Genomic DNA, 13,253 nt, shown 5'->3' with positions numbered 1-13,253 from the left:
AAAAAACTTTGATATAGATTTTTATAGCTGATAGTATGCCAAACCATGAACATTGCTACCCCCAGTTTTTCTTCTATCGCGGTATTTAATAAAGCCGCTGGAGACCCTCTGAGATTAGCCATTTTGAGAGTGCTAGCCCAAGATGCCTATGGCGTGATGGAGCTATCAGACATTTTTCAGATTAAGCAATCAGGGATGAGTCACCATCTTAAGGTGATGTCGGAAGCGGGTGTTGTGGCTAAGCGTCGAGAAGGCAATTCGATTTTTTATAGCCGTGCACTTCCGACCATTCGCTCAGGGCATAATCATCGCTCAGGGCTGTCATCATTACATCAACAGCTTTACGCTACGATAGATGGTGTGAGTCTTGATGAAGAGATACAACGGCGGGTTCAGCGTATACAACAAGAACGGGTAGAGGCCTCACAACAGTTTTTTGTTCAGCAGGCCGAAAAATTTAAAGCACAGCAGGATTTGATCGCTGAATACCCCGTATACGGTCAGGCCGTAGAAGATTTTTTACACAACAGTGGTTTAGTCGAGCGTGGTGTTGCTGTTGAAGTAGGGCCGGGTGCTGGGGAGTTTTTACCGGTACTTGCCCGGCAATTTGAACAAGTGATCGCATTGGATAATGCGCAAACGATGCTCGATAAAGCACAAAGATATTGTACTGATCGAGCGGTAAGCCACGTTGATTTTATCTGTGATGACACGCGTTACCTTGTCGCAGAAAACGTACAGGCTAACTGCGTGGTGATGAATATGGTGTTGCATCACACGCCGTCACCTGCAGACATTTTTACTGATGTGGCTAGCAGCTTGGCTACAGAGGGTGTTTTTATTGTGGTTGATCTTTGTCGCCACGATCAGGATTGGGCTAAAACCGCCTGTGGCGATGTGTGGTTAGGCTTTGATGCCGAAGAGCTCACTCGCTGGGCGCAGTCAGCAGGCTTAGTCAGGCAGCAAAGTAATTATTTAGCATTGCGCAATGGGTTTCAAATTCAGTTGCAACAGTTTATTAAACCAGAAAATCGTTAAAGGTTAATTCTTATTAACGGTCGATGGATTCGAAAACGATTACATAACCAGAGAGGAATAATAATGTCAGAGTATTCAGTATTTACATCGGAGTCTGTTTCAGAAGGGCATCCCGATAAAATGGCCGATCAAATATCCGATGCAATCGTCGATGCGATGCTAAAAGACGATCCTCATTCACGTATTGCTGTGGAAACGCTAGTGAAAACCGGCATGGTAGTACTGGCTGGCGAAGTACGTACATCAACCTATGTTGACTTAGAAGACGTTGTGCGCGATGTCGTGCTGGGCATTGGTTATAACTCCAGCGATGTCGGTTTTGATGGTGCGTCTTGCGCGGTGCTGAATGCCATTGGTAAGCAATCAGTGGATATTGCGATGGGTGTTGATGAAGCCGAAGATAAAGACCAAGGTGCCGGTGACCAAGGCTTAATGTTTGGCTATGCGACCAATGAAACGGACGTGCTAATGCCAGCCCCTATTTATTATTCACACCGTCTCGTTGAGCGCCAAGCGCAAGTACGTAAAAACAACACACTTGATTGGTTGCGCCCCGACGCCAAAAGCCAAGTCACGCTGCGTTATGAAAATGGTAAGCCTGTCGCGATCGATGCAGTGGTATTGTCAACTCAGCATGATCCTAGTATTAGCTTGGGTGATCTACGCGAAGCGGTTTTAGAAGAAGTGATTAAACCGGTATTACCAGAAGAGTGGTTGCATGCTGATACTTTATATCACATTAATCCAACGGGTAATTTTGTGATTGGTGGGCCTGTCGGCGATTGTGGTTTAACGGGCCGTAAAATTATTGTTGATACCTATGGTGGTATGGCTCGCCATGGTGGTGGTGCATTTTCTGGTAAAGATCCATCAAAAGTTGACCGTTCAGCGGCTTACGCTGGTCGTTATGTAGCAAAAAATATTGTTGCAGCGGGTCTTGCCGATCGTTGTGAAATCCAAGTGTCTTATGCGATTGGTGTGTCAGAACCAACGTCAATTTCTATTAACACATTTGGTACAGGCAAACTGTCTGATGCTGAAATCTCTAATCTCGTTCGTGAACATTTTGATCTGCGTGCCGGTGGTTTGGTATCGATGCTGGATCTTAAGCGTCCTATATATCAGCCGACAGCCGCTTACGGTCATTTTGGTCGTGAAGAAGAAAACTTTACTTGGGAAAAAACGGACAAGGCGGATTTGCTAAAAGCAGCGCTGTAACAAATTCATAAGCCGCAAGGCTAAAACAGATAACGCTATCGAGGTATATACAATGAGTGCAGAACTAAAAATCGTAGAAAACTTTACCGACTATAAAGTCGCCGCAAGTACGCCAGAACAATTTCGCAAAGACGCGGAGTATGGTCGTAAAGAAATTCAAATTGCTGAGGGCGAAATGCCAGCACTAATGGCGTTGCGCAAAAAATATAAAGCAGAGCAGCCATTAGCAGGTGCTAAAATCATGGGTTGTATTCATATGACCATTCAGACCGCGGTGTTAATTGAAACCCTCGTTGATCTTGGTGCTGATGTCCGTTGGTCTTCATGTAATATTTTTTCAACTCAAGACCATGCGGCGGCTGCAATTGCAGCGGTAGGCATTCCCGTATTTGCATGGAAAGGTGAAACCGAAGAAGAGTTTTTATGGTGTATTGAGCAGACTATCAAAGCAGAAATGGATAGTGATGCGGTATGGGATGCCAATATGATTCTTGACGATGGCGGTGATCTTACCGACATGTGTCACAGCAAATATCCTGGAATGTTAGATCGTATCCACGGTATTTCTGAAGAGACCACTACAGGTGTGCATCGCTTACAAGAAATGCTCGAAAAGGGTGAACTAAAAATTCCCGCCATTAACGTTAACGATTCAGTGACTAAATCTAAAAACGATAACAAATATGGTTGTCGCCATAGTTTAAGCGATGCAATTAAACGTGGTACCGACCACTTGTTGATGGGTAAAAAAGCGTTAGTTGTGGGTTACGGTGATGTGGGTAAAGGCTCTGCTGCGTCATTAAGCCAAGAAGGTATGATCGTAAAAGTGACCGAGATTGATCCTATCTGTGCCATGCAAGCCTGCATGGATGGCTTTGAAGTTGTTTCTCCCTATAAAGATGGTATCAACCAAGAAAATGCTGACTGTATTAATACCGATTTGCTCGGCAATACAGATCTGATTGTTACCACTACGGGTAATGCTAATGTGTGTGATAAATATATGCTGGCTGCATTAAAGCCGGGCGCTGTTGTCTGTAATATTGGACATTTCGATAACGAAATTGACACAGCGTTTATGCGTGAAAACTGGCAGTGGGATGAAGTAAAAGCGCAAGTGCATAAAATCAAACGTAGCGATAAAGAGGGCGATCATTTAATTTTATTATCCGAAGGACGCTTGGTTAATTTAGGTAATGCAACCGGTCACCCATCACGTATTATGGATGGCTCCTTTGCTAACCAAGTGCTTGCGCAAATGTATTTGTACGAAGCAAAATTTGCCGATCTTCCCGCAGAAGAAAAATCAAAAAATCTTTATCTAAAAGTACTACCTAAGAAATTAGATGAAGAAGTGGCTGCGGACATGGTGGCGGGTTTTGGTGGTGTATTAACACAGTTAACAAATCATCAAGCCGACTACATTAACGTAAGCGTTGATGGGCCATTTAAGCCAGAAAGTTATAAATATTAATCAAGCGCTTTTAGCTTAACTTTATGCGCCATACCGGATTTTTTCTAGCACGTCATACCGGACTTGATCCGGTATCCATATGGCTAGGGTGCGATGGATTCCGGTTTCCACCGGAATGACGTTTAAAAGGATGTAATCGGTTGTAGGTGCGTTCCGTTCAACCCCCTCGTCATACCGGACTTGACCCGGTATTCATATGGCTAGGGTGCGATGGATTCCGGTTTTCACCGGAATGACGTTTAAAAGGGATGTGATCGGTTGTAGGTGTGTTCCGTTCAACCCCCTCGTCATACCGGACTTGACCCGGTATTCATATGGCTAGGGTGCGATGGATTCCGGTTTTCACCGGAATGACGTTTAAAAGGGATGTGATCGGTTGTAGGTGTGTTCCGTTCAACCCCCTCGTCATACCGGACTTGACCCGGTATTCATATGGCTAGGGTGCGATGGATTCCGGTTTTCACCGGAATGACGTTTAAAAGGGATGTGATCGGTTGTAGGTGTGTTCCGTTCAACCCCCTCGTCATACCGGACTTGATCCGGTATCCATATGACTGGGAAGCGATGGATGTCGGTTTTCAACGGAATGATGTTTTAAAAGGATGTAACGGGTTCTAGTTTTTGTCGCTATGGTATTGGTAATTTTTTTGTAACAGCGCACTATTTTCCAATAATTTTTTTGGAATTTTTTAATAAGTATGGGTTAAAAACTATTCATGGCTTGTTTAAAAATTCCTAGCATTTCTAAGGCAGTAATTTCTAATGACAGACAATAATTTTCGTCTAAGTTTCGAGTTTTTCCCACCTAAAACAGAAGCGGGTAAAGAAAAGCTGATTCAGGTTCGAAATACCTATCAGCAGTTTTCTCCAGAGTTTTATTCGATGACCTATGGCGCTGGTGGATCGACACGTAGCAACACTAAGGATTTGGTCACGCAATTTCAGAAGGAGGGCTTTACTAGCGCACCTCATCTTTCATTTGGTGGCGATAATGAAGAAGATATCAAAGCGCTGATCGCTGAGTATCAATCGGAAGGTATTAACCGCATCGTTGCCTTGCGTGGTGACATTCCTTCTGGGATGGGCGGTGCTTCGCAGATGGTCTATGCTAATGAGTTGGTGGCTTTTATTCGTGAGCATTTTGGTGATCACTTCCATTTAGAAGTGGCTGCTTATCCAGAAATTCACCCTGAGTCTACCAATTACAATACCGATATTCAGTATTTAAAAGGTAAGTTTGATGCCGGTGCGAATAGCGCTATTACGCAATACTTTTTTAATTTGGATGCGTACTTTTTCTTTGTTGAAAAGTGTCAAAAAATAGGCATTAATCAGCCTATTTACCCTGGCATTATGCCGATCATTAATATTCAAAACCTCATTCGTTTTAGCAAAACCTGTGGTGCGGAAATTCCTCGCTGGTTGCGTAAGGCGGTCGAGTCCTATGGTGATGATCAAGCAAGTATGCAAGCTTTTGCCGCAGATATGGTGACTGAATTGTGTGAAGGCTTGATTGAAAGCGGAGCGCCAGGTTTACATTTTTATACAATGAACCAAGTTGAACCGGTTAAAACGATTATTGATAATCTTCAGTTGGTTAGCCCTCAGCATTAAGCACGTTAAGGTGAATGCGTTATCTCCTATCGCAGTTGCTTTATATTGATAAACTCGTCGCTTTCTATGTATGCCGGCAACAGCCGGCTTTCATTTTTTGATCAGCCTTCTTCCCTGCTCGGCTTTGCGGTAAACTGCAGCCATGCATATTCCTCGTATTTATATAGAACAGCCCCTTCGTGCTAACGATACATTGTTGCTTGATAAGTCTGCAATGCATCATTTGGTGACAGTTATGCGCATGAAAGTGGGGCGATCATTTATCCTTTTTAATGGTGAGCCAGTCGATGGTGAGTATGGTGAGTTTTCTGCGGTCTTAGCTCAGGTTGATAAAAAAAGCGCGCAGGTATCCGTGGGCGAATTTACCGTACGTCATACCGAAGCGTCATTGCATATTCACTTAGGTGCCTGTGTCATAAAAAATGATCGCATGGATTGGTTGCTGCAAAAAGCAACAGAGCTTGGTGTTGCAGAAATAACGCCATTATTTAGTGAGTATACGGATGCTAAGCTATCCGCGGAACGATTGGAAAAAAAGTACCTCCATTGGCAGAAAGTGGTTGTTCATGCCTGTGAGCAGTCCGGTCGTGTTAAGCTGCCCAATATTAACCTTCCGTTAAAGTTGTCTGATTGGTTGCCTTCATTGGCGTTGTCATCGTGCAACATTGTCTTGCACCCTTATGCGAGTTCAGGCTTTTGTTGGAACGATATGACAACTGATTCCGCTACAGAACCAACCCATGTGAGCTTATTGGTTGGGCCTGAAGGGGGATTGACGGATGAAGAAGTGGAAGCCGCGTGTCACCATCGTTTTAGTGCGATGACGGTGGGAGCACGTATTCTGCGAGCAGAAACGGCTCCTTTGGCCGCTATATCACTGCTTATGCACCATTGCGGTGAGTTTTAAGCGTGATGATGTTTTTTGAAACGCTATAAAAAGCGATTATTTATGCCATATTGTCATTGGTTAGGCATCTGGCATATTTGCTAAGTCTAGCTACACTGATAGCAAGGAGTGTAGATGCGTGTTTGGTGTCCTCTCTATTTGGAAAACCCTACGACTAGGTAGTCATGACCCTTAAAAAATCAGCATTGATGAAACGCTTGATCGTTACCATCTTTTCACTTTATTTTGTGATTGCTGTGGTGGTCTCGTTCGCTCATATTCTTTTTGAATATAAAAATATTCGTAACCAGATCGAACTCGACTTACAGTCTATTCATAACAGTTCATCAAGCTCTCTGTCAGCCGCTATTTGGAATTTCAACTCCGAGCAAGTTGAAGCACTTATTGACGGCTTTCTCACACTACAATTTATCTCTGGTGCAGAGATTCATCATAACTCCGATGGTTTTAACATGACCAAGGGAGATGTTTACCATAATTCATATATTAGCTATGAAGGCCCCATTACTTATAGTGATGGTAAAAAAGATCGTGCTATGGGTATATTAAAACTTAATGCTAATCGAAGCATTATTTTAGATCGCATTAAGGTGAATGTATTTTTTATTGTTGCGAATGCTTTCCTAAAAACGTTCTTTTTATCAGTGATCATTTTTATTGTGGGTTATCGCTTAATCGGGCGGCCGCTAGATATTCTGGCTCGCTCATTTAATCGATTGGATTTTGATAATCCAAAACAAATAGAAAAAAGTAAAATCGATGTTGATGAGGAATTTTTTAAAAATGACGATGAACTCAGTTATTTAATTCTTGCTTACAACAAAACGTTGGATAAGTTAATTCGAAGAACGTCTCAGCGTGACTCTGCACGAAAAGAATTAGAAGAAAAAAACCTTAACTTAAAAAGTTTGGTAAATGAAAAAACATTTGCTTTGCAAGATAAAGTAGATGAATTAAATACGTTGAATGATAAATTGTCTATTTTAGCGAGCACCGACCCTTTAACCGGCTTATTAAATCGGCGGCGATTTTTTGAAAGAGCGGAAGAAGAAAAAAGTCGATTAAAACGTAATGGTAATCAAGCGGCAATACTCATTGTGGATATTGACTTTTTTAAGTCAGTGAATGATGAATATGGTCATGCAGCCGGTGATGCTGTGCTCACGGTAATTTCTAAAATACTCAAAAATAGTGTTCGACAGCATGATCTAGTTTCTCGCTTTGGTGGCGAAGAATTTGCCATTTTATTGTCAAATGTAGATATTGAACGTGCAGTGATGTTGGCAGAAAGAATGAGAAAAAATATTGCCGAACAAAAAGTGATTTACAAAGGGGATGTCATTAAGTCAACCGCATCCTTTGGTCTTGCTATGCTAGATTCCGATGACAAAGACATTAATATGGTTGTCAATGATGCCGATAAATTGATGTATGAGGCAAAAGAGTCCGGTAGAAACCGGTTGAAATATTAATGATTGTAAGAGTGGATAAAAAATACTTTTTTATCCACATTAACGGCTGCGCTTAATAGTTATTGAGTGCTCTTCTAGTTTCTTTCCTGTTAATGATTTTTCTTCTTCGGTGAGCACATCAATACTGGGCCATAATCCATTCGACAGTGTATGGGCATATTCATTATTAAGCCCGTTATCTTGCATGATTCTCTGTGTTTCTATGTGGTTGTATGGCAGGCGATGGTGAGATATTTCTATCCCTGTGCTATTTGGGTGGATAAGGCTGTACCATGTGCTTGTCGTACCATCATTGGCTGGCATACCCAGCGCTCCGCTATTATGCCAGAGTCGCTCCCCTATCTTTTTTGAAAAAGGAAGGCCGGAATGTCCACCAATGACTAAACGCACCCTCTCATCCAGAAAACTCATTTCATGGTTATAGGTGGCTTTATCTGTTGAGTAAAAAATAAATTGATTAATGGATGAAATACTGCCATGAACAACGATCGCATCTATACCATTCATACTAAAACTAAGGGTCTTAGGGAGTGTTGAAAACCATCGTTTATGATGCGCAGGTAACTGATTTTTACTGAAATGAAACCACTGATTAGATAATAAGTCACACTGACTACCGCTATCAAAACCGCACCCACAATCATCAGCATCGCTCGCGAGTGATTCTTCACAATTGCCTAATACACAATGCACTCCCCACTTGCGAATCAAGTCGACAGTCTCTGCAGGTTGGCCGCAATAAGCCACAATGTCTCCAGTACAAATACACTGTTCGCCTGTAATTCCCCGTTGATCGGCTAACGTTTTTAAGGCTTCTGTGGCCTGTAGATTAGAATAGCTACCACCAAAAATAAGTAAGGGTTTATCGATATGACCTAAATGTAATGTATCGCTCATAGGGTACCTAGATATGCTCGATATTGTTTTCTTTTTTTCTGCCAAGGTAAAAACTTGCGCAACCAATAATTAATATCGCAATACAAATAAATAACAGTTTTGAATATTTATGTTCGTAACCTAACAAGGGTGTTAGCCATTGGGTGTAGCCGGAACTTTCTAGTAAATAAATGACGCCGCCAGTAATGGCCGTGATAAAGCTAACCAATAGCGCCCAGCAATGAGTGCGTTGTTTTCCCCAAATATTAAAGAAGATAACCGGTGCTAAAAACATAGAGACAGTACCGCTGACGGCAACGGCCGCATACAAATCTTTGCTGCCGGTTAATAAAAATAGTCCACCGCCGAGTAAGAATGCCAGCATAACCCAGCGACCATTGCTGAGTGTTGGCTTAATAATATTCATATCAACAGCGACTAATTTGGCCGCGCTTGAGAAAGTAGAGTCTAGTGTAGAGACCGCAGAAATCAGTAACGCGATATTAAATATCACCATATATTGCCAGCCAAATAATCGAGTCAGTGTGCTGATAATATCTTCCCCGTCGGCTTTTACTATTCCCGCAAAGACACCGAGCATGGCAAAAATAAGGATGCATGTGATTGAGATGCAAGCGGCATACTGAAATGACTTTTTGGTGTTGTCTCGGTCGGCTAAAAATCCACGATCCATCATAACGGGGTCATGCAGTGGATAGCTCCACACTTGTAAGAAGGCAACAAGTAACAATACCCAGCCAGGGCTTTGAATGTCAGGAGAAGAAAAAACGACGTGTGACAAAGAAAAGTCGTTGTGGAAAAGCATAATACCAAACAACATTAATAGAGCTAAAATAACCAGTATGGCTTGAAAAACATCCGTGCGTAATGATGCACGCAAACCACCAGACACCGAGTAGCCAAAGGTAGCAATCGTTACAGCAACCATTGCTAGGGTGTACTCCCATGAACCGGTGATGCCAAAAATAATACCAATGACTAATAAATTAGAAAATACTTCGCTAAGTAGACGTAAGGCAATCACTAGGTTGTAGCAATGGTCGCCAATAGCGCCAAACTGTTCGCGCATAAATGATTGAATGTTGGTTTTATTATGGCGAAAGCGTAGATGATCAATAATCGCGCCGCCGGTTAAAAAGCTCACATAATAAGCAGCGTAAGCCAGCGCGCCAGCAATACCATAGTAATACCCGAGTATGGCTGCCGTCATTAACGAGCGGGCAAATATCCATGTGGTCACCTGCGATAATACAAGAGTCCATAAGGTTGGCCCTTCCCCTTGATCTGAGACGCCTTTAAAAAATCCATCAGCTGTTTGCGCACGTGGTGATAATAAAAATGAAACAAGGGCAATACCTATCAAAGAGGCAATCAGAATGTACAGCATGTTAATCCTGTCGTTGTGTATGTTAGATATGAGCTAGAGCCATAATGCGTGTATTTTGGTAATTGCTATTGTTGTCACAGTTATTAGAGCGGATTCCCTATAAAATAGGGAGCCAAAACACCGCACTTAGATACATTGTGTGCTAAAAGTTCACTTCCGGTGCCACCACTCAGATAACTTCCGCTCAAGCTTTGGCGTAAAAGGTTGTGTGCCTAAAAGATGAACATGAACAACCAGCGACAGGTAGAAAAAGCATGATTATTGATTTTAAGCAGCAAACACCTTCTCATTGTTATCACCTGATGACACAGACGGTCGTGCCGCGCCCTATTGCATGGGTATTGTCTGAAAATTCACCATCGACGACTTCACTTACAGAGCCTTCCTACAATTTAGCCCCTTTTTCCTTTTTTAATGCGATTTGCTCTGATCCACCGCTACTGATGTTGTCCATAGGAAAAAAGTCTGATGGTAGCGAAAAAGATACGAGAGCTAACCTGCTCAGTGGGCGTGATTTTGTTATTCATATTGCCCAAGCGGCGCAGGCAGATGTGTTGAGCCGCACGTCGGCCGAATTGGCTTATGGTGATTCAGAAGTCACAGCGAGTCAATTATCATTGATCGATTTTCCGGGCAGCCCTATACCACGGCTAGCAGAATGTCAGGTTGCTTATCACTGTAAGCTGTATGATACCCATACATTGGGGCCTAATGCACAAGCAATTATCTACGCTGAAATATGCCATTTGTATGTTGATGATGAGGCCATTAAGCAGCAAGGTAACCGTTATGTGATTGATGCATTAGCGATTGATCCGCTGTTACGCTTGGGTGCCAATCAGTACGCGACAATGGGCAAGCCGTTTTCGTTAAAACGGCCTTAGCTTGACTGCTTCGCCGTTCTCAAATCACATGAATAAATAGTGGCATCGTACTTTCATCCTCGCTTACAATGGCGAGTCTGTAGCAGTAATTTCCCATAACATAAAAAGTCTCGTTTAATAACAATAATAGCAAGGAGAGGGTGGCGTGATACCAATGCTCAATGTCAGTCAGTTAATTGAAAAAGAACAGTATTTGCTAAATCAGTTTTATCAAAACTTGCGTGCGACCATTCGTCGCCTTTCCGAGGCTAATAATGACTTGGCCGAGGCGCTCAATAAATTAGACGCTGAATTAGACGAGCAGCTTTCATGGGCAACAGCCAATCGCATCGAGTTGGCACTGGTCGATTATTATGATGATGTCAGTTTGCTTACGGAGTGGCGTCGTCGACAAGCAGATGTAGGCAGTTTACCCCCGCATTTATCCGCTTTTTATCGTGAACATTCGACAGAAAATAACCCGCCGGTATTGCGCTCACTTATGTTGCGTTTGGTGACAGATTTACAATGGGTAGTCGAGTCAAAGCGCGTGGTGCGTTTTAATGAAAGTCGTATGCGCCGCAACGTTGTTACTCTCTTCTTATGTGCATTTATTCTATTTTTTACGCCCACTATATTTCGCATATTTTTTGGCATAGAGTTCGAAAATCTCCGCTTCTATTACATTTTTACGGCCGCCACATCGGGTATTTTAGGCGCTATGTTTAGCCAATTGACCTCTATCCAAGCGCGGGTAAGACAAGCGACGTTAGATCAGGTACGTGCGATGAGTCAATGTGGTTATATTGCAGCTCGTGCTGTTGTTGGTGCGGGTGCGGGACTTATCATGTTCTATTTGGTGCAGTCAGGTTTACTCAGTGGTGCGTTTTTCCCTGAGTTTATTCATGGCGTCGATGAGTTATTACAGTATCAACAGCAAGCGGCCGATCTATCAAAAAATACTAATGGTGTTTCTCAAGCCATCGAAACGGTCTATGGCATAGGTACACTAGCGAAGCCCACACAGGGCTTATCATTGTTGATTGTCTGGTGTTTACTTGCTGGTTTTTCAGAAAAAATGATTCCTGGTATCCTTAAGAAAAAATCACAGCAAGCCATTGATGCAGCAGCCAAATAAATGAAAATTGTAAAGGATTATTACGCATGCGAGTAACAAAACGTACCTGGTTGGGTATTGTTGTCGGTTTATTATTTTCTCAGCTTGCGATCGCAATAGAGTCTTGTGAGCCGTCGCCATTATCGAATGCTGAACCGGTATTTGCTCAATGTGGCCCAGTGACTTATGGCGATGCGATAAATGTGGCTGTTAGGCACGCTCCACCTTTTGTATACGAAATCACAGATATAAATACGGGCGAGCCACGGTTAACAGGTATTGCTATTGATTTGTGGGAGCGCGTCGCTCGTGCTGCTGATATTGATTATCAGTATGTTTGTAAAGGCCTCTCCGATACTGTGAATTTATTAGAAAGCGGCGACATTGATATAGCCGTTTCGCCATTAACCATTACTAAAGAAAGAGAAAAGCGCTTTGATTTTTCACATCAATATTTTAATTCAGGCTTAGTATTTGCTTCTCGTCCTAACGAAACCAGTTTTGATTTTGATCAAGCATTCAGTACCTTGGCGAATACGTTGGCATCCACCAATGTTTTCTATTTGTTTTTTGTATTTCTATTCTTGCTTATAGCTCTTATATTATTAGCCATTAAAAATATTCATCAATACGAAGCCATGCCAAAAATGCGTGAAAAATCTACGCCAGCAATGGTTATGCATGTTGTGTTGTATTCTATTTTAAATATTGTGGGTATTCGTAAAGACGTCTTTGGTTTTTCTTCTGTAGGCATGCAGCTATTCTCTTTTTTAATTCTTATTTTTGGTATTACCGTTTCAGCGAGTTTATTGGGTTTGCTGACGGCTGCGTTGACGCAGAGTGTGAGCCCTAAAACCGATTTTTCAGTGTCGACAATCGAACAACATAGTGTGGCCACTCTAAAAGGTTCAACGGCTCAACGTTTTTTATGTGATGCCACTATTCAGCCGCAATCGTTAAAGGTGACGAATACTTGGAGTAGTGCTTTACAACAAGTGGCGGAAGGAAACAGTGACTTAGTTCTGGGTGATTGGGTTCAGCTCGTTTACCTGTCTCAAAAGCCGACACTATCGGGTAAAATAACTGTGCATGATCAGTCTTTCAAATTTGAACCTTATGGATGGGGCTTGAAGAACCAGCACCCATTAAAAGATCGAATTAACCAAGAGCTAATGGGTATTTTACGCAGTCAGGCAGGTATTGATATTGTTAAAAACTATATTGGCGATCAGCAAATTAGTATGCAAGTTCGATAGCTGTTTATCC

Annotated in this window: 11 protein-coding genes; 9 read left to right on the top strand and 2 right to left on the bottom strand. The window is 42.4% G+C overall.

Annotation, left to right across the window (positions count from 1 at the left end):
* The first annotated feature begins 45 nt into the window (after nucleotides 1–45).
* From ACZ5O6_RS11515 to ACZ5O6_RS11490, 6 genes are all read left to right on the top strand, one after another.
* On the top strand, nucleotides 46–1,038 hold the full coding sequence (locus tag ACZ5O6_RS11515; protein ID WP_447091409.1) for a metalloregulator ArsR/SmtB family transcription factor: 993 nt from the start codon (nucleotides 46–48) through the stop codon (nucleotides 1,036–1,038).
* Between the two features lie 63 nt (nucleotides 1,039–1,101).
* Nucleotides 1,102–2,256, top strand: a complete 1,155-nt coding sequence (metK, locus tag ACZ5O6_RS11510; protein WP_447091410.1) for a methionine adenosyltransferase — start codon at nucleotides 1,102–1,104, stop codon at nucleotides 2,254–2,256.
* Nucleotides 2,257–2,308: 52 nt separating this feature from the next.
* Nucleotides 2,309–3,730 carry an adenosylhomocysteinase gene (locus ACZ5O6_RS11505; protein ID WP_447091411.1) on the top strand — a complete coding sequence of 474 codons (1,422 nt, stop codon included), beginning with the start codon at nucleotides 2,309–2,311 and terminating at the stop codon, nucleotides 3,728–3,730.
* Between the two features lie 762 nt (nucleotides 3,731–4,492).
* Nucleotides 4,493–5,344, top strand: a complete 852-nt coding sequence (gene metF / locus ACZ5O6_RS11500; protein WP_447091412.1) for a methylenetetrahydrofolate reductase [NAD(P)H] — start codon at nucleotides 4,493–4,495, stop codon at nucleotides 5,342–5,344.
* Between the two features lie 142 nt (nucleotides 5,345–5,486).
* Nucleotides 5,487–6,251, top strand: a complete 765-nt coding sequence (locus ACZ5O6_RS11495; protein WP_447091413.1) for a 16S rRNA (uracil(1498)-N(3))-methyltransferase — start codon at nucleotides 5,487–5,489, stop codon at nucleotides 6,249–6,251.
* 164 nt (nucleotides 6,252–6,415) lie between these two features.
* Nucleotides 6,416–7,723, top strand: coding sequence for a sensor domain-containing diguanylate cyclase (locus ACZ5O6_RS11490; RefSeq protein ID WP_447091414.1), 1,308 nt, complete (start codon nucleotides 6,416–6,418; stop codon nucleotides 7,721–7,723).
* A 39-nt stretch (nucleotides 7,724–7,762) separates the two neighbouring features.
* On the opposite strand, the gene ACZ5O6_RS11485 is transcribed toward ACZ5O6_RS11490, so the two are convergent.
* Nucleotides 7,763–8,620, bottom strand: coding sequence for a metallophosphoesterase family protein (locus ACZ5O6_RS11485; protein WP_447091415.1), 858 nt, complete (start codon nucleotides 8,618–8,620; stop codon nucleotides 7,763–7,765).
* A gap of 7 nt (nucleotides 8,621–8,627) precedes the next feature.
* Nucleotides 8,628–10,007, bottom strand: coding sequence for a sodium:solute symporter family transporter (locus ACZ5O6_RS11480; RefSeq protein ID WP_447091416.1), 1,380 nt, complete (start codon nucleotides 10,005–10,007; stop codon nucleotides 8,628–8,630).
* Between the two features lie 254 nt (nucleotides 10,008–10,261).
* Here ACZ5O6_RS11480 and ACZ5O6_RS11475 point away from each other — a divergent pair, with 254 nt between their 5' ends.
* From ACZ5O6_RS11475 to ACZ5O6_RS11465, 3 genes are all read left to right on the top strand, one after another.
* Entirely contained in the window at nucleotides 10,262–10,891 is a 630-nt protein-coding gene (locus ACZ5O6_RS11475; protein WP_447091417.1) for a flavin reductase family protein, read from the top strand.
* Nucleotides 10,892–11,036: 145 nt separating this feature from the next.
* Nucleotides 11,037–12,008, top strand: a complete 972-nt coding sequence (locus tag ACZ5O6_RS11470; RefSeq protein ID WP_447091418.1) for a hypothetical protein — start codon at nucleotides 11,037–11,039, stop codon at nucleotides 12,006–12,008.
* Nucleotides 12,009–12,034: 26 nt separating this feature from the next.
* Nucleotides 12,035–13,243, top strand: coding sequence for a substrate-binding periplasmic protein (locus tag ACZ5O6_RS11465; protein WP_447091419.1), 1,209 nt, complete (start codon nucleotides 12,035–12,037; stop codon nucleotides 13,241–13,243).
* Nucleotides 13,244–13,253: the final 10 nt, after the last annotated feature.

It is taken from the genome of Eionea flava, from assembly GCF_055393785.1.
This window is presented reverse-complemented; position numbering and strand designations above follow the sequence as displayed.

Coding starts and splice junctions, on each gene's coding strand:
- ACZ5O6_RS11515 (WP_447091409.1), top strand. CDS start 46: ATGAACATTGCTACCCCCAGTTTTTCTTCTATCGCGGTATTTAATAAA.
- metK (WP_447091410.1), top strand. CDS start 1,102: ATGTCAGAGTATTCAGTATTTACATCGGAGTCTGTTTCAGAAGGGCAT.
- ACZ5O6_RS11505 (WP_447091411.1), top strand. CDS start 2,309: ATGAGTGCAGAACTAAAAATCGTAGAAAACTTTACCGACTATAAAGTC.
- metF (WP_447091412.1), top strand. CDS start 4,493: ATGACAGACAATAATTTTCGTCTAAGTTTCGAGTTTTTCCCACCTAAA.
- ACZ5O6_RS11495 (WP_447091413.1), top strand. CDS start 5,487: ATGCATATTCCTCGTATTTATATAGAACAGCCCCTTCGTGCTAACGAT.
- ACZ5O6_RS11490 (WP_447091414.1), top strand. CDS start 6,416: ATGACCCTTAAAAAATCAGCATTGATGAAACGCTTGATCGTTACCATC.
- ACZ5O6_RS11485 (WP_447091415.1), bottom strand. CDS start 8,620: ATGAGCGATACATTACATTTAGGTCATATCGATAAACCCTTACTTATT.
- ACZ5O6_RS11480 (WP_447091416.1), bottom strand. CDS start 10,007: ATGCTGTACATTCTGATTGCCTCTTTGATAGGTATTGCCCTTGTTTCA.
- ACZ5O6_RS11475 (WP_447091417.1), top strand. CDS start 10,262: ATGATTATTGATTTTAAGCAGCAAACACCTTCTCATTGTTATCACCTG.
- ACZ5O6_RS11465 (WP_447091419.1), top strand. CDS start 12,035: ATGCGAGTAACAAAACGTACCTGGTTGGGTATTGTTGTCGGTTTATTA.